At 56.1% G+C, this 22,258-nt stretch carries 17 protein-coding genes, 1 rRNA gene and 1 riboswitch; of the genes, 7 read left to right on the forward strand and 11 right to left on the reverse strand.

What is annotated here, in order from left to right; translation table 11 throughout:
• The 3 genes from C3451_RS19975 to btuB all read right to left on the reverse strand — a co-directional run.
• Positions 1–114: ribosomal RNA gene (locus C3451_RS19975) — 16S ribosomal RNA — on the reverse strand; the annotation flags it as partial.
• Positions 115–496: 382 nt separating this feature from the next.
• Positions 497–1,348 carry a glutamate racemase gene (gene murI, locus C3451_RS19980; protein WP_023298885.1) on the reverse strand — a complete coding sequence of 284 codons (852 nt, stop codon included), beginning with the start codon at positions 1,346–1,348 and terminating at the stop codon, positions 497–499.
• Positions 1,293–3,140 carry a TonB-dependent vitamin B12 receptor BtuB gene (gene btuB, locus C3451_RS19985; protein WP_032626966.1) on the reverse strand — a complete coding sequence of 616 codons (1,848 nt, stop codon included), beginning with the start codon at positions 3,138–3,140 and terminating at the stop codon, positions 1,293–1,295. Before btuB ends, murI begins: the two co-directional genes overlap by 56 nt.
• 65 nt (positions 3,141–3,205) lie before the next feature.
• A riboswitch (cobalamin riboswitch) is annotated at positions 3,206–3,382 on the reverse strand.
• Between the two features lie 104 nt (positions 3,383–3,486).
• Between btuB and trmA the strand changes: the two genes are divergently transcribed.
• Positions 3,487–4,587 (forward strand): tRNA (uridine(54)-C5)-methyltransferase TrmA, encoded by a 1,101-nt coding sequence (gene trmA / locus C3451_RS19990; RefSeq protein WP_023298887.1) that lies wholly within the window; start codon positions 3,487–3,489, stop codon positions 4,585–4,587.
• A gap of 90 nt (positions 4,588–4,677) precedes the next feature.
• Here trmA and C3451_RS19995 read toward each other — a convergent pair whose 3' ends face one another.
• Complete coding sequence (locus tag C3451_RS19995) at positions 4,678–5,037, reverse strand: YijD family membrane protein (protein WP_017383113.1); 360 nt, start codon at positions 5,035–5,037, stop codon at positions 4,678–4,680.
• Positions 5,038–5,046: 9 nt separating this feature from the next.
• Entirely contained in the window at positions 5,047–5,685 is a 639-nt protein-coding gene (gene fabR, locus C3451_RS20000; protein ID WP_003862059.1) for an HTH-type transcriptional repressor FabR, read from the reverse strand.
• Between the two features lie 196 nt (positions 5,686–5,881).
• On the opposite strand from fabR, the gene sthA reads away from it, so the two are divergent.
• On the forward strand, positions 5,882–7,282 hold the full coding sequence (gene sthA / locus C3451_RS20005; RefSeq protein WP_003862057.1) for a Si-specific NAD(P)(+) transhydrogenase: 1,401 nt from the start codon (positions 5,882–5,884) through the stop codon (positions 7,280–7,282).
• Here the strand turns inward: sthA and oxyR are convergent.
• From oxyR to argC, 4 genes are all read right to left on the reverse strand, one after another.
• Positions 7,265–8,182, reverse strand: a complete 918-nt coding sequence (oxyR, locus tag C3451_RS20010; RefSeq protein ID WP_022649783.1) for a DNA-binding transcriptional regulator OxyR — start codon at positions 8,180–8,182, stop codon at positions 7,265–7,267. The genes sthA and oxyR overlap by 18 nt on opposite strands.
• A gap of 304 nt (positions 8,183–8,486) precedes the next feature.
• Positions 8,487–9,860 (reverse strand): argininosuccinate lyase, encoded by a 1,374-nt coding sequence (argH, locus tag C3451_RS20015; protein WP_023298888.1) that lies wholly within the window; start codon positions 9,858–9,860, stop codon positions 8,487–8,489.
• Between the two features lie 105 nt (positions 9,861–9,965).
• A complete protein-coding gene (gene argB / locus C3451_RS20020) occupies positions 9,966–10,742 on the reverse strand; it encodes an acetylglutamate kinase (RefSeq protein ID WP_094948456.1) in 777 nt (258 codons plus the stop codon).
• A 6-nt stretch (positions 10,743–10,748) separates the two neighbouring features.
• Positions 10,749–11,753 (reverse strand): N-acetyl-gamma-glutamyl-phosphate reductase, encoded by a 1,005-nt coding sequence (argC, locus tag C3451_RS20025; protein WP_045623064.1) that lies wholly within the window; start codon positions 11,751–11,753, stop codon positions 10,749–10,751.
• Between the two features lie 88 nt (positions 11,754–11,841).
• Between argC and argE the strand changes: the two genes are divergently transcribed.
• From argE to C3451_RS20050, 5 genes are all read left to right on the forward strand, one after another.
• A complete protein-coding gene (argE, locus tag C3451_RS20030) occupies positions 11,842–12,993 on the forward strand; it encodes an acetylornithine deacetylase (RefSeq protein WP_015569956.1) in 1,152 nt (383 codons plus the stop codon).
• A 306-nt stretch (positions 12,994–13,299) separates the two neighbouring features.
• Positions 13,300–15,951 (forward strand): phosphoenolpyruvate carboxylase, encoded by a 2,652-nt coding sequence (ppc, locus tag C3451_RS20035; protein ID WP_022649787.1) that lies wholly within the window; start codon positions 13,300–13,302, stop codon positions 15,949–15,951.
• A 102-nt stretch (positions 15,952–16,053) separates the two neighbouring features.
• Positions 16,054–16,818 carry a helix-turn-helix domain-containing protein gene (locus C3451_RS20040; protein WP_023298892.1) on the forward strand — a complete coding sequence of 255 codons (765 nt, stop codon included), beginning with the start codon at positions 16,054–16,056 and terminating at the stop codon, positions 16,816–16,818.
• 128 nt (positions 16,819–16,946) lie between these two features.
• The gene (gene fsa, locus C3451_RS20045; RefSeq protein ID WP_038416924.1) at positions 16,947–17,609 is read left to right on the forward strand and encodes a fructose-6-phosphate aldolase; all 663 of its coding nucleotides are present in this window, start codon (positions 16,947–16,949) and stop codon (positions 17,607–17,609) included.
• Positions 17,610–17,621: 12 nt separating this feature from the next.
• On the forward strand, positions 17,622–18,725 hold the full coding sequence (locus C3451_RS20050; RefSeq protein ID WP_023298894.1) for a glycerol dehydrogenase: 1,104 nt from the start codon (positions 17,622–17,624) through the stop codon (positions 18,723–18,725).
• Between the two features lie 91 nt (positions 18,726–18,816).
• Here the strand turns inward: C3451_RS20050 and katG are convergent, their stop codons facing one another.
• Together katG and metF are read right to left on the reverse strand one after the other, a co-directional pair.
• Positions 18,817–20,997, reverse strand: a complete 2,181-nt coding sequence (katG, locus tag C3451_RS20055; RefSeq protein ID WP_023298895.1) for a catalase/peroxidase HPI — start codon at positions 20,995–20,997, stop codon at positions 18,817–18,819.
• A 144-nt stretch (positions 20,998–21,141) separates the two neighbouring features.
• Positions 21,142–22,032: a methylenetetrahydrofolate reductase gene (gene metF / locus C3451_RS20060; RefSeq protein WP_045623068.1), complete on the reverse strand. Its 891-nt coding sequence runs from the start codon at positions 22,030–22,032 to the stop codon at positions 21,142–21,144.
• Between the last annotated feature and the right edge of the window lie 226 nt (positions 22,033–22,258).

Here is a 22,258-nt window from a genome sequence, read left to right on the forward strand (position 1 = left end):
ACCCGTCCGCCACTCGTCAGCGAAGCAGCAAGCTGCTTCCTGTTACCGTTCGACTTGCATGTGTTAGGCCTGCCGCCAGCGTTCAATCTGAGCCATGATCAAACTCTTCAATTTAAGTTTGATGCTCAATGAATTAAACTTCGTAATGAATTACGTGTTCACTCGTTGAGACTTGGTATTCATTTAGTGTCCGAGGACATTAAGAATCCATGTCACTTTGAGTGCCCACACAGATTGTCTGATAAATTGTTAAAGAGCAGTGCAACGCGGCTTTCGCTCACCGTTGCGAGGTCCCGTATATTACGTTTTCCTCATTCAGAGTCAAGCAATTATTTTCACTTTTCTCTGTTGGCGTTCATCTCTGAACCCCGCTGTCCCGGCGGCTTGTAAGCCGTTGTTCCGTGTCAGTGGAGGCGCATTATAGGGAGTTCTCAGACGTTGACAACCCCTCTTTGAAAAAAAACGTTCAACCGTCTCTTTTTTGCTCAAAACCGTGCTACAGCGCCAGTTTTTCGAGCGTTTCGAAGCCATAACGACGTAAAACGGGCAAAAGTTGTTCGGTTTCTTTTGTTATCGCCATACAGAAAGCGATGTTCGCATCCGCTGATTTCGCATCCGGCGCCTCGTGCTCCAGTAGCCAGGCCGTCCGACGCGCAATCGCAGCACCGGAATCCACCAGCCGGGTCCCTTCAGGCAAAACCTTTAACAGCTCTTCCTGTAATAGCGGGAAATGGGTGCAGCCGAGAACAACCGTATCCGGTGGTTCCTGCATCCGCAGCCATGGACGCAGAATGCGACGCAGCTCTTCAAGCGATACCGTCTCGCCGTGCAGTTTCGCTTCCGCCATTTCCACCAGCTCCGCGGAGCCGAGCATGGCGATCTGGCATTCATTGGCAAAGCGCTCAATAAGCTCACGCGTATAAGGACGTTTTACCGTACCGCGTGTCGCCAGCAACCCCACGATACCGTTCGCCGTCAGACGCGCCGCAGGTTTGATTGCCGGGACAACGCCCACAACCGGGAACGGGAATTTTTCGCGCAGGGCAGGAAGAGAGACCGTGCTTGCCGTATTACAGGCAATAACCGCCAGCGCCAGGGGATAGCGCTTTTGTACCGCAGTGACGATTTCAATCACACGCTCAACGATAAAGTCTTCACTCTTTTCCCCATACGGGAACGCGACGTTATCGAAGGCATAGATGTAATGGAGATCCGGCAGGAGCTGCCGAATTTCATCATAGACCGAAAGCCCACCGACGCCGGAATCAAACACCAGCACGGTGGGACGCGGATCAGAAGGTGTAGCTGCCAGACAAGGTGTATTCCCGTCCTGCAGTTTGGTAGCCATAAACTGTCTCGTAATCTTTATCGAACAGGTTGGCTATTTTACCACGAACTGTGAGATGTGAGGTGACAGGATATGAAACCGCGACGTCCCACAGGCTGACGCCGCCCATTTTAACTTTCTCTGACGGATAGGTTCCAAAGTCGGTGTCGTAGCGCGTGCCGAGATAGTGATACGTCAGGCTCCAGTCAACATCATAGATCTGCGTATCAAGCTGATATTTCACCTGCTGTTTAGCACGACGGTCCAGAAGTTGATTGGTTGCCGCATTGCGGGCATCCACATAGTCGTAGCCCACAGTATGCGTCAACGGACCCGTATCAAACGACGCTGTCGCTTCTACACCTTTAATGCGTGCTTTGCCGACGTTGTAATATTGCTGCAGGTTATTGTTGAAGTCGATGAGATCATCAACGTCATTACGATAGCCGGATACGCGCCAGCTTACGCCTGCCGTCAGGCCTTCAAACGCCCCTTCCCACTGTTTGCTCTCTTCAGGATCAAGATGGGTATTGCCGTAGAAGCCATAGAGCTGACCCAGATTCGGCGCTTTATAGGCCGTGCCATAAGAGGCTATGAAGCGGTAACCGTCAACGAACTCCCAGGCTGCGCTACTTTGCCAGGTACCATGGCGACCAAACTGAGAGTTGTCATCGCTGCGGGCCGCCGCCTCCAGAGTGAAATCTCCAAACTGCTGCAACCCAGTCAGGTAGACGCCAGTGTTACGCAGGTCATAGGCGTTGGTTACGTAGTTGGTACCCGGCTCGGTGCTCTGTTTCTGCCAGTCAACGCCCGCGCCGATGTTGCCATGCCCCACGTCAACTGAGTTGGTCCACTGAACATTGTACTGTTTGATTTCATCCAGGGTTGCTGTGGAGTCATAGCGTCCAAGGTGCGGATCGTAATTGTAGTCTTTGCTGTGACTGTAGCTGGAGAGCAACTGTGAATGGAAAACATCCCGGTTAAACCGCAATCCGGCATCCCAGGTCTGGCTATAGAGTTGGCGGGTATCAACCAGCACATCAGGGGTAAATGAACTGTAATAGCCGTCATAGGCGGTACGGTTGCTGTAACCATAGCCGCGAACGAAACCACTCCATTGCTCAGAGAAAGCATGCTCCAGTGCGCCGTAGAGCGTTTTATTCATAAAGCCGTCGCGATCGGTCTGGGCAAGGCCGCCGTTATTACCGTCAGCAACGACGTCAAAGCCTTTTGTGTAGGTGTAATCCCCCGCCAGCGTAACGCGCGTACTTTCACCCAATGTTTGCTGGGTGCTGCCACCATAATTCTGGAAGCCGTGTGTCCCAACGCCAGCATTCAGCGTTGTGCCATCCTTCGCACGCGTAGTGATAATGTTGACTACACCACCGATCGCATCCGAGCCGTACACCGCCGAACGCGGTCCACGAAGATATTCGATGCGCTGCACCAGGGAGATCGGAAACTGGCTGAGATCGGACGACCCCGTGACGCCCGCCTGGTTAAGGCGGATCCCATCGACGAGAATCAGGACATGGCTGGAGTTCGTACCGCGTATAAAGAGAGAAGAGAGCTGCCCCATCCCGCCATTTTGTGCCGTATCTACGCCAGGCAGGCGACGCATGACATCCAGAACCGTGGTGGATTGCCAGCGGTCGATATCGGCCCGCGTCACGACAGAAGTCGCAGCCAGAACAGATTTTTCAGGTTGTTCGAAACGGTTTGCTGTCACCACCAACGAGTCGGCGCTTTCCTGCGCCCAGCCCGAAAATGCCGTGACGGAAAACGCCGTCAACAGCGATACTTTTTTAATCATTGTTAAAGCATCCACAATATAAGAAGGATGCCGCAGGCCTCATCGATAGCACGCGATGATGAAACCAAATGCGACGTGATCCCGGCAGGTCTTCGGGCTGGGTGGCGTTATACGGATGAAGACTTCCCGTTTTCACAGTGTCTACAACTCTCATCCCGCCAGTCTTTACCGCTGCGCGTCAGCTCCAGATTTGCACTGGATTCCCTTTTCACTCTCAGGAGACCGGAAACAGAATGCTACAATTAGACACGTATAGATGTCCAGATAGCTATTAGCCATTAAATCTGGACATCCACTGCACAATCCCTACAATCCCCGCGTAATTCTTTATCACTCAGGACGCATCATGACCCCCGAACACCTCCCGACAGAACAGTACGACGCACAGCTGGCAGAAAAAGTTGTCCGCCTGCAAAGTATGATGACGCCTTTCAACGCGCCCGTTCCCGAGGTGTTTCGTTCTCCGGTCAGCCACTACCGTATGCGCGCTGAGTTTCGCATCTGGCACGATGGCGATGACCTGTACCACATCATTTTCGATCAGCAGACGAAATCCCGGATTCGCGTAGACAGTTTCCCGGCGGCGAGTGAGCTTATCAACCAGCTAATGACGCTGATGATCGACGGTGTGCGCACTAATCCGGTGCTGCGCAACAAGCTGTTCCAGATTGACTACCTGACCACCCAAAGCAATCAGGCCATTGTCTCTCTGCTCTATCACAAAGCGCTGACCGACGAGTGGCGCGAGCAGGCAGAAGCCCTGCGCGATGCGCTGCGCGCGCAGAACATCAACGTGCACCTGATTGGCCGCGCGACCAAAACCAAAATCATGCTGGACCAGGATTACATCGACGAGCGTTTGCCGGTGGCAGGAAAAGAGATGGTTTACCGTCAGGTGGAGAACAGCTTCACCCAGCCGAATGCGGCAATGAACGTGCAGATGCTGGAGTGGGCGCTGAATGCGACGGAAGGGTCGACGGGCGATCTGCTGGAGCTCTACTGCGGTAACGGCAACTTCTCGCTGGCGCTGGCGCGTAACTTCGAACGCGTGCTGGCGACGGAAATCGCCAAACCGTCGGTGGCCGCCGCGCAGTACAACATCGCCGCTAACCATATTGATAATGTGCAGATCATTCGTATGGCGGCAGAAGAGTTTACCCAGGCGATGAACGGCGTACGCGAGTTTAACCGCCTGCAAGGGATTGATTTGAAGAGCTACCAGTGTGAGACAATTTTTGTCGATCCGCCGCGCAGTGGCCTGGACAGCGAAACCGAGAAGATGGTGCAGGCGTACCCGCGTATTTTGTACATCTCCTGTAACCCTGAGACGCTGTGCAAGAATCTGGAAACATTAAGCCAGACGCACAAGGTTGAACGTCTGGCGCTGTTCGATCAGTTCCCATATACGCACCATATGGAGTGCGGCGTACTGCTCACGGCGAAGTAATGTGGGCCTTGTAGGGCAGGTAAGCGAAGCGCCACCTGCCAAAAAAGCCGGATGGCGCTTCGCTTATCCGGCCTACAATGACAAAACCCTTTACTCTGGTAACTGGCTCTTGCGGCTACGCATGCGCGAGCCAATCCAGAACACCAGCGCCACAGACAGCACCGCAGGCAGGAAGTTAGAACCGATATCCGGATACTCTGCACGCACCACGGTGCTGTACAACAGTACACCCAGAATAAAACAGGCTGCGGCCAGCCCCGGTAACCCAACCGGCATGGTGCGGTTCAGATAACGTTGATGCAGGCAATACACCGTCAGCACCAGCGCGATAATCGGGAAAATCGAGAACGGTACAATTGAGCTGAAAACCGCCGCAAACGTACCATTGATGGATAAGCCAGCGATCAATGCCAGCAACAGCGTTCCTTTATCCTGACCTGACTGTTTCATTACTCACCTTCACTCATCGTTTTGATGTGCCAACTTCTCTTGTTCACGGCGATACCAGTAGTACGCACCTTTAGAAATCATTCGCAGCTGCAATACCAGTCGCTCTTCGAGTTGCTTACGTTGTTCAATGCTGACATCCAGCGCTTCGGCACCCGCACTGAAAACAATGGTCACCATCGCCTCGGCCTGTGCTTCAGTAAACGCACGCGGCATATGGTTTTCGAGTTCAAGATAGTCGGCAAGTTCCGCGATGAAATGCTGAATTTCACGCGCGACGGCGGCACGAAACGCCGCCGACGTGCCAGAGCGCTCGCGCAGCAAAAGGCGAAACGCGTTAGGGTTATTGCCGATAAATTCCATAAATGTCGACACGGAGGTGCGGATCACGCTGCCGCCTTTGGCAATACGCTGACGCGCCTGACGCATAAGCTGGCGCAGCATCAAACCGCTCTCGTCGACCATGGTCAGGCCCAGTTCATCCACATCACGGAAATGACGATAGAAGGACGTTGGCGCAATCCCGGCCTCGCGCGCCACTTCGCGCAGGCTTAAACTGGCAAAACTCCGCTCAGCACTCAGTTGACTGAATGCGGCTTCCACCAGCGAACGCCGGGTTTTCTCTTTTTGTTGTGCTCTTACGCCCATCACGATAGTTGAATCCTTCCAAAGGCCCGTTGGCACTATACCAGAGAATAAAATTAATCTGTTTACCTGGCTTTGTGAATGATTGTTTACGCGCGGTTTGTGCTCCACTGCCCGAAAAAAGCACAACGATAATTGGGTTACCCAGGCAATGATGTTATGATTCTGTTGCTTTTATGTATAAGAACAGGTAAGCCTTGCCATGCCACATTCCTACGATTACGACGCAATAGTTATTGGTTCCGGCCCCGGCGGCGAAGGTGCTGCTATGGGTCTGGTAAAACAGGGAGCCAGAGTAGCGGTTATTGAGCGCTACCATAATGTCGGCGGCGGTTGCACCCACTGGGGCACCATCCCTTCGAAAGCCCTCCGCCACGCCGTTAGCCGCATTATCGAATTTAACCAGAACCCTCTTTACAGCGACCACTCCCGACTTCTTCGTTCTTCCTTTGCCGATATCCTGAATCACGCAGACACGGTCATTAACCAGCAGACGCGCATGCGTCAGGGTTTCTATGAGCGCAACCACTGTGAAATTCTGCAGGGTAACGCGCATTTTGTGGATGAACACACCCTGGCGCTGGAGTGCCACGACGGTTCGGTTGAGACGCTCACCGCTGAAAAATTTGTGATTGCCTGCGGATCGCGCCCATATCATCCGGCAGACGTGGACTTCTCTCATCCACGCATTTACGACAGCGACTCCATCCTCAGCCTGCACCACGAGCCACGCCATGTGATCATCTATGGCGCGGGCGTGATTGGCTGTGAATATGCGTCGATTTTCCGGGGAATGGAGGTCAAAGTTGATTTGATCAACACCCGCGACCGGCTGCTGGCGTTCCTCGATCAGGAGATGTCAGATTCCCTCTCCTACCACTTCTGGAACAGTGGCGTGGTGATTCGCCACAACGAAGAGTACGAGAAAATCGAAGGCTGCGACGACGGTGTGATCATGCACCTGAAATCTGGTAAGAAGCTGAAGGCGGACTGCCTGCTGTACGCCAACGGCCGTACCGGCAACACGGATTCATTGCAGCTGGAGAATATCGGGCTTGAAACCGACAGCCGCGGTCAGCTCAAGGTCAACAGCATGTACCAGACTGCGCTGCCGCACGTTTACGCGGTGGGCGACGTTATTGGTTACCCAAGTCTGGCCTCCGCTGCTTACGATCAGGGCCGCATCGCCGCACAGGCGCTGGTGAAAGGTGAAGCGACGGCGCATCTGATCGAGGACATCCCGACGGGCATCTACACCATCCCGGAAATCAGTTCTGTCGGCAAAACCGAGCAGCAGTTGACGGCCATGAAGGTGCCTTACGAGGTGGGTCGTGCCCAGTTTAAACACCTGGCGCGCGCACAAATTGTGGGGATGAGCGTGGGTACGCTGAAGATCCTGTTCCATCGCGAGACGAAAGAGATCCTCGGTATTCACTGCTTTGGTGAACGTGCCGCGGAAATCATTCATATCGGCCAGGCGATCATGGAGCAAAAAGGTGGTGGCAACACCATCGAGTACTTCGTTAACACCACCTTTAACTACCCGACCATGGCGGAAGCCTATCGGGTAGCTGCGCTGAACGGCTTAAACCGCCTGTTTTAACGCGTTGTCGAAATGGCCATCCATTGCACCACGGATGGCCTCTGCCAGCTGCTCATAGCGGCTGCGCAGCGGTGAACCCGGACGATAAACCAGGCCGATCGTGCGACGCGGCTCTGGCTTAATACACGGCAGATAGACCACGCCATCACGCTTACGCTCGCGCGGCACGGCCAGCGCAGGCAGCAGCGTAATGCCACTTCCCGCCGCGACCATGTTACGCAGCGTTTCCAGGCTGGTTGCGCGGAAATGGGTATCTTCATCTGCACCCGCTTCGAAGCAGAAGCCCATCGCCTGATCGCGCAGACAGTGGCCGTCTTCCAGCATCAGCAGCTTTTCTCCGGCCAGATCGGCCATCGGCACGCGATCGCGGTTCGCCCACGGGTGATCTTCATAGATCGCCAGCATCATCGGCTCATCGAACAGCGGTACTTCAATAAACGCTTCACTCTCTTTGACCAGCGCCAGGATCGCGCAGTCGAGCTTGCCGCTGTCTAACTGCGCCAGCAGCTGATGGGTTTGCGCTTCATGCAGGTACATTTCGAGTTTCGGGAACGTTTGGTGCAGCAGCGGAATGATTTGCGGCAACAGATACGGGCCAACGGTTGGGATCAGGCCAATATGCAGCGGGCCGGACATCGCCTCCCCCTGCTGGCTTGCCATTTCCTTGAGCACTTTGACCTCGCGCAGTACGGTGCGCGCCTGATCCACCAGCAGCAGACCTGCCTGCGTGAACAGTACCTTACGACTGGTGCGCTCCAGCAGCATCACGCCCAGCTCATCTTCCAGCTTGCGGATCTGACCGCTCAGCGTTGGCTGGCTGACGTGGCAGGAGTCTGCCGCGCGGCGAAAATGGCGATGCTCAGCTAACGCTACCAGGTATTCAAGATCACGAATATTCATTATTCATCCTCCGTCGCCACGATAGTTCATGGCGATAGATAGCATAGCAACGAACGATTATCCCTATCAAGCATTCTGTTGAATAATACATCACATAGACGTGGCGGCACGTGTTTGACCCAAAACGACCCCGCACCGTCAGCGAGTTTCTCTCAAAACTCGAAAAACTAAAGCCAACGTGAACTTTTGCGGACCCCGTGGTCCGCTTTTTTTTGCGTAAAAAAAGCCCGGCACTAGGCCAGGCTCCGTTTTTCTCCCTCTCCCTGTGGGAGAGGGCCGGGGTGAGGGCACCAGCCCGCACAAATCAAACCAACCGGTTTTTCGCGTCCGTAATCGCCTGCGCCACCTGCTTCGGCGAGACTCCACCTTTCGCCGCACGCTTATCCAGGCAGGATTGCAGGGCCAGAATCGGGTAGACATCCTCCCCAATAACCGCACTGAATTTTTGCAGGTCGGCAAGCGCCAGCTCTTCAAGGGCTTTACCCTGACGAATCGCTTCCACTACCGCTTCACCCACAATATGGTGCGCCTCGCGGAACGGTACACCTTTCGCCACCAGGTAGTCCGCCAGCTCAGTTGAGTTAGCATAGCCCTGCTGCGCCGCTTCCTGGCAGCGAGGACGCTTCACCTGAATGCCGTCCAGCACCAGCGCGCCCATATGCAGACAGTCCAGCCAGGTGTCGAGCGCGTCGAACAGCCCCTCTTTGTCTTCCTGCATGTCTTTGTTGTATGCCAGCGGCAGCCCTTTCAGGGTCATCATCATACCGGTCAGCGCGCCCTGCACGCGGCCACACTTACCGCGGATCAGCTCCAGCGCATCCGGGTTTTTCTTCTGCGGCATCAGGGAGGAGCCGGACGTCACGCGGTCGGACAGCTCGACGAAGCCCGCTTCGCCAGAGTTAAAGAAGATCAGGTCTTCGGCAAAGCGCGACAGGTGCACCATGCCGATAGAGGCATTTGAGAGCAGCTCCAGCACGTGGTCACGGTCAGAGACGCTGTCCAGGCTGTTGCGGGTGGCGGAGGCAAAGCCCAGCCAGCCTGCCAGCTGCTCACGGTCGATTTCATAAGCCGTACCGGCCAGCGCGCCGCTGCCCAGCGGGCTGACGTCCAGACGCGTTAAGGTATCCTGTAAACGGCTCTCATCACGCGCCAGCATCTCAACGTAGGCCAGACACCAGTGCGCAAAGGTCACCGGCTGTGCGCGTTGCAGGTGGGTATAACCCGGCATCACCGCATCCTGATTGTTCTGCGCAGTGTCCACCAGCGCGCTCTGCAGCTGACGATTCGCCGCCAGCAGTTCGCCGACGGTCTCTTTACACCACAGCTTCAGGTCGGTCGCCACCTGGTCATTACGGCTACGCCCGGTATGGAGCTTTTTACCCAGCTGGCCGACTTTGTCGATAAGTTTGCCTTCCACCCAGCTGTGAATATCTTCGGCATCGCTCTGGAGGATTTGCTGCGGATCCAGACGCACCTCTTCCAGCAGATTATTCAGTGCCTCTTCCAGCTGCTGCTGTTCCTCTGCGGTCAGCACGCCCACGGTCACCAGCGCTTTGGACCAGGCCACAGAGCCGACAATATCCTGTTCGGCCAGGCGGTAGTCGAAGCGCAAAGAGTCGTTGAACTGTTTGAACCGCTGATCCGCTGCCTGTGTAAAACGCCCACCCCAAAGTGCCATAACGAATTTCCTTAATGATGATATTTTTGCCCGGTGGCGCTGCGCTTACCGGGCCTACAAAATTCACGTAGGCCGGATAAGCGAAGCGCCATCCGGCACAGAATCTTAAGCCAGAATACGCGTACCAATCGGCGTACCGTTAAACAGCGCCGGGAGTTGCTCCGCGTGACGCCAGGAGGCGATATCCACCGGACGACCCAGCGTGCGCGCGGCATCCAGCGCCGCGTTCACCTTAACGATCATGCCGTCGGTGATAATGCCCTGATCGATCAGCTGTTCGGCTTTTGCGGCGGTCATTTCCGCTATACGCTGGCCTTTGCCGTCCAGAATACCGCTCACGTCGGAGAGCAGGATCAGGTCTGCGCCCAGCGTGGCCGCCAGCGCGGTTGCCGCCTGGTCCGCATTGACGTTCATCAGCTCGCCCTCTTCGGTCACGCCGATTGAGCTCACCACCGGCAGAAAACCACCTTCCAGCAGGGTGTTAATCAGCTTAGGCGAACCTGGCTGCGCCAGTCCAACATGGCCAAGCGCTTCGTCGAGCTGGGTCACTTTCACGCTATCGCCATCGCCCAGACAGAGACCAACGGACGCGATGTGGTGCTTCTTCGCCCACGCCAGCAGCGTTTTGTTCGCCGTCCCCGCCAGCGCACCAGTAATAATGTCAATCTGGTCGGCAGGCGTGACGCGCAGGCCATTTTTCTTAATCACCGGCAGGTTGAGCCCTTTCATCAGCTCGTCCACCACACAGCCGCCGCCGTGGACAATCACCAGCGGACGTTGATGTGATTCACGATAGTTCACCAGCGCGGTAAACAGGCGCTCCAGCGCTTCTTCGCTGTCCAGCAGTACACCACCGAGTTTGATAATTAATGGGTTCATCATCACACCTTAAATAAGAGCCTGCGTTTCAGGGAAGCCGAAACGAATATTTGCACACTGCATTGCCTGTGCGGCAGCGCCTTTGAGTAAGTTATCTTCTGCGGCGACCACAATCAGGTGCTCGCCCTGCACGGCAAAGCCGATGTCGCAGAACGGCAGGCCGACCACGTTTTTTAGCGCTGGTACGCCTTTGTCATACAGACGCACCAGTGGTTTATCCGCATACGCCTGCGTGAAGACTTCGCTCACCTGTTCTTTGGTCACACCCGGCTTCAGGCGGCAGGTAATGGTTTCGAGGATCCCGCGCGGGAAGCTACCGAGGTGCGGGGTGAAGATCACCTCCGCGCCCAGATGGGTGGTGATTTCAGGGTGATGACGGTGATTAAACACGCCATACGGCTGAAGGCTCACTTCGCAGAAACTGTTGGAGATCGCGGCCTTGCGCCCGGCGCCGCTCACGCCGCTGGTGGCGTTGATCACCGGCCACTGGTCAAGATCCAGCAGACCCGCGTCGATCAGCGGCTTAAGGGAGAGCTGCGCCGCCGTCGGGTAACAGCCAGGCACGGCAATCAGATTCGCTTCTTTCAGTTTATCTGCGCTCCACTCCGCCAGGCCGTACACCGCTTTTTCGAGCAGATCCGGGTGCTGATGGGTGAAGCCGTAATATTTTTCGTAGAACGCGCTGTCGTTAACGCGAAACGCGCCGGAGAGATCGAAGACCACGCAACCGGCTGCCAGAAACTGCGGCGCCAGGTCGTGACTGACCTCGTGTGCGGTGGCTAAAAACACCACGTCAACGCCGTCGGTAAACTCGCTGATGTCAGACATGGCCTGCAAAGGCAAATCAACCACGCCCTTAAGTTGTGGATGCAAATCGGAAATTAACTTTCCGGCATCATTGCTTTGCGCTGACACGGTCAAAGCGGTTATGGTCATATGTGGGTGGCGATTCACGTAGCTTACAAGCTCTGCGCCCGCATAACCGCTAGCGCCTACAATCAGCGTATTCAACATCGGGTTCCTTTATGCTCAACGTTAATGTATTTTTATTCACATTTATTGCATGAATATTGATACTATCACGACCTAAGGTGTGTCAACAATGAAAATGAACTTACCGCCATTTATCGAGATTTACCGCGCCCTGATTGCCACACCGTCCATCAGCGCAACGGAAGAAGCGCTGGATCAGAGCAATGAGTCTTTAATCAATCTGCTGGCGGGTTGGTTTAGCGATCTTGGGTTTAACGTTGAGGTTCAGCCCGTCCCCGGAACACGTCACAAATTTAACCTGCTCGCCAGCACCGGACATGGCGCTGGCGGCCTGCTGCTGGCTGGTCACACTGACACCGTGCCGTTTGACGATGGCCGCTGGACCCGCGATCCGTTCACCCTGACAGAGCACGACAACAAGCTCTACGGTCTCGGCACGGCGGACATGAAAGGCTTCTTTGCTTTTATCCTCGACGCGCTGCGTGACGTGGACGTGACAACGCTGAAAAAGCCGCTCTACATTCTGGCGACCGCCGATGAAGAGACCAGCATGGCGGGCGCACGGTATTTCTCTGAAAACACATCGATTCGCCCGGACTGCGCGATCATCGGTGAACCTACCTCTCTGCAACCGATTCGGGCGCACAAAGGCCATATTTCTACCGCAGTGCGCGTGCTGGGCCAGTCTGGTCACTCCAGCGATCCGGCGCGCGGCGTGAACGCCATTGAGCTGATGCATGACGCGATTGGCCGCATCATGACCCTGCGCGACGATCTGAAAGAGCGCTATCACTACGAGGCGTTCACCGTGCCGTATCCGACGCTGAACCTCGGCAGCCTGCACGGCGGTGATGCGTCCAACCGTATCTGCGCCTGCTGCGAACTGCATATGGATATCCGTCCTCTGCCGGGTATGACGCTGAGCGATCTGGATGGCTTACTGAACGAAGCGCTGGCCCCGGTCAGCGAGCGCTGGCCGGGACGTCTGACGGTCTCCGAACTGCATCCGCCGATTCCAGGCTACGAATGCCCGCCTGACCACCAGCTGGTTCAGGTGGTGGAAAAACTGCTCGGAGAGAAAACCGACGTGGTGAACTACTGCACCGAAGCGCCGTTTATTCAGACCCTGTGCCCGACGCTGGTTCTGGGCCCTGGCTCCATCAACCAGGCCCACCAGCCGGACGAATATCTCGAAACCCGCTTCATCAAGCCCACCCGCGAACTCATTACCCAGGTTGTGCATCACTTCTGCTGGCATTAAAACGGCCCCTCACCCTGCCCTCTCCCCAAAGGCGAGAGGGTGTTCAAGTTCCCTCTCCCCTTTGGGGAGAGGGTTAGGGTGAGGGGAGTAAATCCCGCGATTTTCGTCACATTCCCATAAGCATCTCTTATCTGACGCAATACGAATTAAATTTCGTAAATTGCCCGCATTTATTCATCTGCTGAACCGTTTTCGCAGCAATTGACGACGGGGGTTTTACGTGGCTTTATAAAGGGAGATGACAAAATAATGTCCAGAAAATTTTCGCCTGGGCATAAACAAAAATGATGGGGTGACTGGGTTTTTATGAACGAACAATATTCCGCGTTGCGTAGTAATGTCAGTATGCTCGGCAAAGTGCTTGGAGATACCATCAAAGATGCGTTGGGGGAGAACATCCTCGACCGTGTTGAAACCATCCGCAAGCTGTCCAAATCTTCCCGCGCCGGTAACGAGGCCAATCGTCAGGAGCTGCTCACCACCTTGCAGAACCTCTCTAATGATGAGCTACTGCCCGTTGCCCGCGCCTTCAGCCAGTTTCTGAACCTGGCAAACACCGCTGAGCAATACCACAGCATTTCGCCAAAAGGCGAAGCGGCCAGCAACCCGGAAGTCATTGCCCGCACCCTTCGTAAACTCAAAGACCAGCCCAACCTCAACGAAGCGACCATCAAAAAAGCGGTGGAATCCCTTTCGCTGGAGCTGGTGCTGACCGCACACCCAACCGAAATCACACGTCGTACGCTGATCCACAAAATGGTGGAAGTGAACAACTGTCTGAAGCAGTTGGATAACAAAGACATTGCCGACTACGAACGTAACCAGCTTATGCGCCGCCTGCGCCAGCTGATTGCTCAGTCCTGGCACACCGATGAAATTCGTAAGCATCGCCCAAGCCCGGTCGACGAAGCCAAATGGGGCTTTGCGGTGGTGGAAAACAGCCTGTGGGAAGGGGTGCCAAACTACCTGCGCGAGCTTAACGAACAGCTGGAAGAAAATCTGGGCTATCGCCTGCCGGTCGACTTTGTGCCGGTTCGCTTCACTTCCTGGATGGGCGGCGACCGCGACGGCAACCCGAACGTGACGGCGGAAATCACCCGTCACGTCCTGTTGTTGAGCCGCTGGAAAGCAACCGACCTGTTCCTGAAAGATATTCAGGTGCTGATCTCCGAGCTGTCGATGGTAGAAGCGACGCCGGAACTGCGCGCGCTGGCCGGTGAAGAAGGTGCCAGTGAGCCGTACCGTTTCCTGATGAAAAAACTGCGCGGTCAGCTGATGGCCACGCAGGCCTGGCTGGAAGCGCGCCTGAAAGGCCAGCGCCTGCCGAAGCCGGAAGGTCTGCTGAGCCAGAACGAACAGCTCTGGGAACCGCTGTACGCCTGTTATAAATCGCTTCAGGCCTGCGGGATGGGCATCATTGCCAATGGCGAACTGCTCGACACCCTGCGCCGCGTGAAGTGTTTCGGCGTGCCGCTGGTGCGTATCGACGTCCGTCAGGAAAGCACCCGTCATACCGAAGCGCTGGGCGAGCTGACCCGCTATCTCGGCATTGGCGACTATGAAAGCTGGTCCGAAGCCGACAAACAGGCGTTCCTGATCCGCGAGCTGAACTCCAAGCGCCCGCTGCTGCCGCGCAATTGGGAGCCAAGCAATGACACCCGCGAAGTGCTCAACACCTGTAAAGCGATCGTGGATGCCCCGAAAGGATCGGTGGCCGCCTATGTAATCTCCATGGCGAAGACCCCGTCCGACGTGCTGGGCGTTCACCTTCTGCTGAAAGAAGCGGGCATCGACTACGCTCTGCCGGTAGCACCGCTGTTTGAGACTCTCGACGACCTGAACAACGCCAACGACGTGATGACCCAGTTGCTGAACATCGACTGGTATCGCGGCTTTATTCAGGGCAAGCAGATGGTGATGATTGGCTATTCCGACTCCGCGAAAGATGCGGGCGTGATGGCAGCCTCCTGGGCGCAGTATCAGGCGCAGGATGCGCTAATTAAAACCTGCGAAAAAGCCGGTATTGAACTGACCCTGTTCCATGGACGCGGCGGCTCAATTGGTCGTGGCGGTGCGCCTGCACACGCGGCGCTGCTCTCCCAACCACCAGGAAGCCTGAAAGGCGGACTGCGCGTGACCGAGCAGGGCGAGATGATCCGCTTCAAGTACGGCCTGCCGGAAGTGACCATCAGCAGCCTGTCGCTCTATACCAGTGCGATCCTGGAAGCCAACCTGCTGCCGCCGCCGGAGCCAAAAGAATCCTGGTGCCGGATTATGGACGAGCTGTCTGACATCTCCTGCGATCTGTATCGCGGCTACGTGCGTGAAAACAAAGACTTTGTGCCTTACTTCCGCTCAGCCACGCCTGAGCAGGAGCTGGGTAAACTGCCGCTCGGCTCGCGCCCGGCCAAGCGTCGTCCTACTGGCGGCGTTGAATCCCTGCGCGCCATTCCGTGGATCTTTGCCTGGACGCAAAACCGTCTGATGCTGCCAGCCTGGCTGGGTGCCGGTGCGGCGCTGCAAAAAGTGGTGGAAGACGGTAAGCAGAGCGAACTGGAAACCATGTGCCGCGACTGGCCATTCTTCTCTACCCGTCTGGGGATGCTGGAGATGGTCTTCTCGAAAGCCGACCTGTGGCTGGCGGAATACTACGATCAGCGTCTGGTGAAACCCGAGCTGTGGGCGCTGGGTAAAGAGCTACGCGAGCTGCTGGAAGGCGACATCAAAGTGGTGCTGGATATCGCTAATGACTCCCACCTGATGGAAGACCTGCCGTGGATCGCCGAGTCTATCCAACTGCGTAACATCTACACCGACCCGCTGAACGTTTTACAGGCTGAACTGCTGCACCGTTCGCGTCTGGCGGAAGAGGAAGGTAAAGAGCCGGATCCACGCGTCGAACAGGCGTTAATGGTGACGATTGCAGGCGTTGCGGCGGGGATGCGTAACACCGGTTGATCGGTTTTGCCGGGTGGCGCTTACGCTTACCCGGCCTACAATAGGCTTTTCGTAGGCCCGGCAAGCGCCAGCGTCGCCGGGCAATACCCTGGTATCCACACCATGCACCACGATATCCCCCACATCCTGAATGACCTGATCAACGGCACCTTGCCGCTGCGTCAGGTGCATTTCCCCCCTTCGGCTAAACCGCTCCCCCGAACGTCACCTTGCCTCGTGCTTAGCTTTGATACGGCCTGCGAAGCGTTATTTTTTTCATCCGGTAATATTCCGCTTCAACCCGCCTTTTCGCTCAACATCAGCTTCGGCAAGCAACAACTGACTCTTCAGCTCGAGCGCGACAACACGCTTTTGCAACAGCAACAGGTTGCCAGACGCGGGCCGCGAGTGGGCGCATTCCTTTTGCAGACGCTCGCTGAATTGCAAATGCAGCCAGACGATCGGGAAACGGCCAGACTGGTGGTATTAAGTTTGCTCAGCCACTGTCGCGATCTGCTGGGCAGCGATATCCATACCGCCAGCCGCAGCCGTGCATTATTTGAAGCGATTCGTCACTACATCGAAGAACATCACGCCTCTGCACTGACCCGTGAATCGGTGGCGCAGGCGTTTTATATTTCACCGAACTACCTTTCTCATCTTTTTCAAAAAACAGGCAGCGTGGGGTTCAACGAATATCTTACGCAAACACGCCTCGAGCACGCGCGTCAGCTTCTTAAAGGCTACGAGTTTAAAATCAAAGATATCGCTGCAAGCTGCGGATTTACGGACAGCAACTACTTTTGCCGTCTCTTTCGCAAGCACACTGAACGTTCCCCTTCCGAATATCGACGCCAGTATCACAGCCAGCTGATCGCCAAAAAGTAGCATTGTGATCGCTCTCTCACTTCGCCAGGGACATTACATTTATCCAGTATTTGGCAAAATTGACCTGTATTCGCCGCGACTGGGTGCGCCGTATCCTTTATTCAACCTTTCTGACTTAAGGAAAAATAATGGAACTGTACCTGGATACCGCCAACGTGGCAGAAGTTGAACGCCTGGCGCGCATTTTTCCCATTGCGGGCGTGACCACCAACCCAAGCATCGTAGCCGCCAGCGGCGAATCTGTCTGGGAGGTGTTGCCGCGCCTGCAGCAGGCTATCGGCCCGGAGGGCAGGCTGTTTGCCCAAACCATGAGCCGCGACGCCGAAGGAATGGTGGCGGAAGCAAAACGGCTGAACAATGCCCTGCCGGACATCGTGGTAAAAATTCCCGTCACTGCACAGGGGCTCATCGCGATTAAAACGCTGAAGAAAGAGGGAATTACCACGCTGGGAACCGCCGTTTACAGCGCCGCTCAGGGGTTACTGGCCGCGCTGGCAGGAGCGAAATATGTCGCACCGTATGTAAACCGCGTCGATGCGCAGGGCGGTGACGGCATTCGCACGGTACAGGAACTGCAATCCCTGCTGGAACAGCATGCGCCAGAGAGCATGGTGCTGGCTGCCAGCTTTAAAACGCCGCGCCAGGCGCTGGATTGCCTGTTGGCAGGATGTGAGGCAATTACGCTTCCCTTAGACGTAGCGCAACAAATGCTCGGCACGCCAGCGGTAGAGTCAGCCATAGAGAAGTTCGAGCAGGACTGGAAAAACGCGTTTGGTAACCTCAACCTCTAAGGGAGAAATGTTATGGACCGTATCATTCAATCGCCGGGGAAGTACATCCAGGGCGCTGATGTTCTCACTCGTCTCGGCGACTACCTGAAGCCGCTGGCGGCTCGCTGGCTGGTGGTAGGCGATAAATTTGTGCTGGGTTTTGCCGAAGAAACCCTGCGTCAGAGTTTTAAAAAAGCCGGACTCCATGCCGAAATTGCACCGTTTGGCGGCGAATGTTCGCAAAATGAAATCGATCGACTGAAAAAACTGGCCGACAGTACCGACTGCCTGGCGGTGCTGGGTATCGGGGGCGGAAAAACGCTGGATACCGCCAAAGCGCTGGCGCACTTTATGGACGTGCCGGTGGCTATTGCCCCGACCATTGCCTCCACCGATGCGCCGTGCAGTGCCCTTTCCGTGATTTATACCGACAGCGGCGAGTTCGATCGCTACCTGATGCTGCCGCACAACCCGAACATGGTGATTGTCGATACCAGGGTGGTGGCGGGCGCACCTGCGCGCCTGCTGGCCGCCGGGATTGGCGATGCCCTGGCAACCTGGTTTGAAGCGCGCGCCTGTTCGCGTAGCGGCGCCACGACCATGGCGGGTGGCAAGTGCACGCAGGCAGCGTTAGCGCTGGCTGAACTGTGCTACAACACGCTGGTTGAAGAGGGCGAGAAAGCGATGCTGGCGGCGGAACAACACGTGGTGACGCCTGCTCTGGAACGCATTATTGAAGCCAACACCTATCTGAGCGGCGTGGGCTTTGAAAGTGGCGGGCTGGCGGCGGCACACGCCATTCACAATGGCATGACGGCGGTGCCGGATGCGCACCATTTCTACCACGGTGAAAAAGTGGCATTTGGTACGCTGACGCAACTGGTACTGGAGAACGCGCCGGTAGAAGAAATCGAAACCGTTGCGGCGCTGTGCCATAGCGTCGGGCTGCCAATTACGCTGGCGCAGCTGAATATCAAAGAGGATATTCCGGCTAAAATGCGGCTGATCGCGGAGGCGTCCTGTGCCGAAGGGGAAACCATTCACAACATGCCTGGCGGCGTAACGCCGGATCAGGTCTATGCGGCGCTGCTGGTGGCGGACCAGTATGGACAGCGATTCTTGCAGGAGTGGGAGTAATAGAAAAGCCGGGTGGCGCTGCGCTTACCCGGCCTACATGGCACTTTAATTTGTAGGCCGGGTAAGGCGTAGCCGCCACCCGGCACAAGGGTTACTTCACGTCAAACCGATCCAAATCCATCACTCGCGCCCATGCGGCAACGAAGTCGCGGACAAACTTCTCTTGTGCATCGCTGCTGGCGTAAACTTCGGCCAGCGCGCGGAGGACAGCGTTGGAACCGAAGACCAGATCGGCGCGGGTGGCGGTATATTTCACTTCCCCGCTGGCGCGATCGCTACCGGCAAACAGCTCGTTTGAGTCGTCGGTCGCTTTCCACTGGGTGTTCATATCCAGCAGATTGACGAAGAAGTCGTTGCTCAGCACGCCCTCGCGGTTAGTAAACACGCCATTCTTGCTGCCATCGAAGTTTGCACCCAGTACGCGCAAACCGCCGATCAACACCGTCAGTTCCGGCGCGGTCAGGGTCAACTGCTGGGCTTTGTCGATCAGCAGCGACTCCGTGGTGGACACATCCACCTGTGCGCGATAGTTACGGAAACCGTCGGCAATCGGTTCGAGCAGGTTAAACATCTCGATATCCGTCTGATCCTGGCGCGCATCCACACGACCTGGAGTGAACGGTACGTTGACGTAAACGCCTGCCGCTTTCGCCGCCTGCTCAACGCCCACGACACCCGCCAGCACAATGATATCGGCCAGTGACGCTTTGTTGGTGGTGCGCTGGATCGCTTCCAGAGCCGGTAATGCCCGCACCGCCGCGGCGTTAACGTCCCAGTCGCGCTGAGGTGCCAGCGCCAGACGCGCGCCGTTAGCGCCGCCACGCTTGTCGCCGCCGCGGAAGGTCGATGCCGACGCCCAGGCCACGGAAACCAGCTCGCTCACGGAGAGACCCGAGGCCGCGATTTCCGCTTTCAGGCTTTCAATATCTTCCTGCGTCGGATGGAACACTGGCTGAGGCAGCGGATCCTGCCAAATCAGATCTTCTTTCGGTACTTCCGGGCCGATGTACCGCGCTTTTGGCCCCATATCGCGGTGGGTCAGCTTGAACCACGCGCGCGCAAAGGCTTCGTTGAAGGCCTGCGGATCGTTCAGGAAACGACGGGAAATTTTCTCGAATTCCGGATCAAAACGCAGCGTCAGGTCGGTGACCAGCATGGTTGGCTTGCGTTTTTTCGACGGGTCGAACGGGTCAGGCATAATTTCCGGCGCATCCACGGCTTCAAACTGAATTGCGCCCGCCGGGCTACGCGTCTGCACCCATTCGTATTTGAACAGGTTCTCGAAGAAATAGTTGCTCCACTGGGTTGGGGTTTGAGACCAGATAACTTCCAGCCCGGAGGTGATGGCGTCAGCGCCAATACCGGTGCCGTGCGTGCTGGCCCAGCCCAGGCCCTGCGCTTCAATAGGCGACGCTTCAGGGTCAGTGCCCACGTGCGTGGCTTCGCCTGCACCGTGCGTTTTACCGAGCGTATGGCCGCCTGCAATAAGCGCAACGGTCTCTTCGTCATTCATGCCCATGTTGCCAAAGGTAGCGCGGATCGCCGCCGCCGCAGACAGCGGTTCACCACTGGCGTTTGGCCCTTCCGGGTTAACGTAAATCAGGCCCATTTCTGTGGCGGCCAGCGGGCGCTTCGCCAGCGCTTCCGGGTCACGGTGAGTCAGCCAGGCTTTTTCATCGCCCCAGTTCACGTCCAGATCCGGTTCCCAGACGTCTTCACGCCCGGCACCGAAACCAAAGGTGCGGAAGCCGGAGTTCTCCAGCGCCACGTTACCCGCGAGGATAAACAGGTCGGCCCAGGAGATTTTTTGTCCGTATTTTTGCTTAATTGGCCACAGCAGACGGCGAGCCTTATCCAGGCTGACGTTGTCAGGCCAGGAGTTCAGCGGCGCAAAACGCTGCTGACCGCGACCGGCACCGCCGCGACCATCAACGGAGCGATAGGTACCCGCACCGTGCCAGGCCATACGGATAAACAGGCCCGCATAGCTGCCCCAGTCGGCAGGCCACCACGGTTGTGAGTCGGTTAACAGTGCTTTGAGATCGCCCTTAAGGGCGGAATAGTCGAGCTTACTGAATTCTTTGCGGTAGTCGAAGTCTTCACCCAGAGGGTTTGAACGGCTGGAGTGTTGATTAAGTAAATCGATGCGGAGTTGTTTAGGCCACCACTCTTTGCTGCCGGTACCTGCACCCGCGCTGTGATCGACGCCGCCCTGGTGGAACGGACATTTGCCGGCGGATGCCGCGTTATTGGTCTCGTCTGACATGCTCATCGCTATGCTCCCTTTACAGTGTTACCGTTACGATATACACCACTAGCGATAAGAGATAGTTGAATTAATCCACAGATTCGATAGCTAATACCTTTTAACTTTCTGTTCGAGTAAAAAACCCTCACTTTATGAGGGTTTTTTACTTTATAACTCCGGGCGGACACCCAGCGTATGGCAAATGGCGTAACTCATCTCCGCGCGGTTAAGCGTATAGAAGTGGAAATCCTTCACCCCTTCACGGCTTAAAATCTTCACCATATCCATCGCGATATTGGCCCCCACCAGCTTACGGGTTTCCGGATCGTCGTCCAGCCCTTCGTACATTTTGGACATCCACAGCGGAATGCGCACGTTGGTCATATCTGCGAATTTCTTCGCCTGTTTGAAGTTCGAGACCGGCAGAATGCCAGGGATGATTTCGACATCAATACCCGCCGAGACGCAGCGGTCGCGAAAGCGCAGGTAGCTTTCCACATCAAAGAAGAACTGAGTAATGGCGCGATTGGCACCTGCGTCCACCTTACGCTTCAGGTTAAGCAGATCCGCCTGGGCGCTTTTCGCTTCCGGGTGAACTTCCGGGTAAGCGGCAACGGAAATATCAAAGTCAGCAACGTCTTTCAGCAGGGCAACCAGATCGGTGGCGTACATGTCCGGCTTACCGCTCCCCGGCGGCAGGTCGCCGCGCAGGGCAACGATATGACGAATGCCGTTGTTCCAGTAGTCCTGAGCAATCGCGCGCAGTTCATCAGGGGTGGCGTCGATACAGGTGAGGTGCGGTGCCGCTTCCAGACCGGTTCGGTCTTTAATGCCCTTAATGATGCTGTGCGTGCGGTCACGCTCACCGGAGTTGGCGCCGTAGGTTACGGAGACGAACTTCGGCTTCAGGCTGCTCAGGCGATCGATAGAGCTCCACAGGGTTTGCTCCATTTCACTGGTGCGCGGCGGGAAAAATTCAAAAGAGACGTTAATCTGGCCGTTTACTTCGGCCAGGCTCTGATTCAGGGCTTCCCGCTGGTTGGCGTGAAAAAAGCTCATACCTTACCTCTATCTTTCGCGTGTCATTGTTTGTTGTGTTGTGAACTTCTATACGTTTAGACGTCCAGATGTAAAAATGACGGAAAAGCGGGATGACGTCAACAGAAATAATCAACATTAACGGTGAGGTTTGTTCAGGGAAGATGAAGGGCGTTCATGATGGGGGGTGAGAAGGCCCCTCACCCCAGCCCTCTTCCCAAAGGGGCGAGGGGGGAAAGACCGCACC

This window comes from Enterobacter sp. 301B, assembly GCF_003850715.1.
In the GTDB taxonomy this organism is placed as follows: domain Bacteria; phylum Pseudomonadota; class Gammaproteobacteria; order Enterobacterales; family Enterobacteriaceae; genus Enterobacter; species Enterobacter intestinihominis.

What these genes read in the sequence shown, in the direction of transcription:
- argH (WP_023298888.1), bottom strand. Translation starts at nt 9,860, where the DNA reads ATGGCACTTTGGGGTGGGCGTTTTACACAGGCAGCGGATCAGCGGTTC.
- argB (WP_094948456.1), bottom strand. Translation starts at nt 10,742, where the DNA reads ATGATGAACCCATTAATTATCAAACTCGGTGGTGTACTGCTGGACAGC.
- murI (WP_023298885.1), bottom strand. Translation starts at nt 1,348, where the DNA reads ATGGCTACCAAACTGCAGGACGGGAATACACCTTGTCTGGCAGCTACA.
- trmA (WP_023298887.1), top strand. Translation starts at nt 3,487, where the DNA reads ATGACCCCCGAACACCTCCCGACAGAACAGTACGACGCACAGCTGGCA.
- argE (WP_015569956.1), top strand. Translation starts at nt 11,842, where the DNA reads ATGAAAATGAACTTACCGCCATTTATCGAGATTTACCGCGCCCTGATT.
- C3451_RS19995 (WP_017383113.1), bottom strand. Translation starts at nt 5,037, where the DNA reads ATGAAACAGTCAGGTCAGGATAAAGGAACGCTGTTGCTGGCATTGATC.
- ppc (WP_022649787.1), top strand. Translation starts at nt 13,300, where the DNA reads ATGAACGAACAATATTCCGCGTTGCGTAGTAATGTCAGTATGCTCGGC.
- sthA (WP_003862057.1), top strand. Translation starts at nt 5,882, where the DNA reads ATGCCACATTCCTACGATTACGACGCAATAGTTATTGGTTCCGGCCCC.
- katG (WP_023298895.1), bottom strand. Translation starts at nt 20,997, where the DNA reads ATGAGCATGTCAGACGAGACCAATAACGCGGCATCCGCCGGCAAATGT.
- argC (WP_045623064.1), bottom strand. Translation starts at nt 11,753, where the DNA reads ATGTTGAATACGCTGATTGTAGGCGCTAGCGGTTATGCGGGCGCAGAG.
- oxyR (WP_022649783.1), bottom strand. Translation starts at nt 8,182, where the DNA reads ATGAATATTCGTGATCTTGAATACCTGGTAGCGTTAGCTGAGCATCGC.
- metF (WP_045623068.1), bottom strand. Translation starts at nt 22,032, where the DNA reads ATGAGCTTTTTTCACGCCAACCAGCGGGAAGCCCTGAATCAGAGCCTG.
- C3451_RS20050 (WP_023298894.1), top strand. Translation starts at nt 17,622, where the DNA reads ATGGACCGTATCATTCAATCGCCGGGGAAGTACATCCAGGGCGCTGAT.
- C3451_RS20040 (WP_023298892.1), top strand. Translation starts at nt 16,054, where the DNA reads ATGCACCACGATATCCCCCACATCCTGAATGACCTGATCAACGGCACC.
- fsa (WP_038416924.1), top strand. Translation starts at nt 16,947, where the DNA reads ATGGAACTGTACCTGGATACCGCCAACGTGGCAGAAGTTGAACGCCTG.
- btuB (WP_032626966.1), bottom strand. Translation starts at nt 3,140, where the DNA reads ATGATTAAAAAAGTATCGCTGTTGACGGCGTTTTCCGTCACGGCATTT.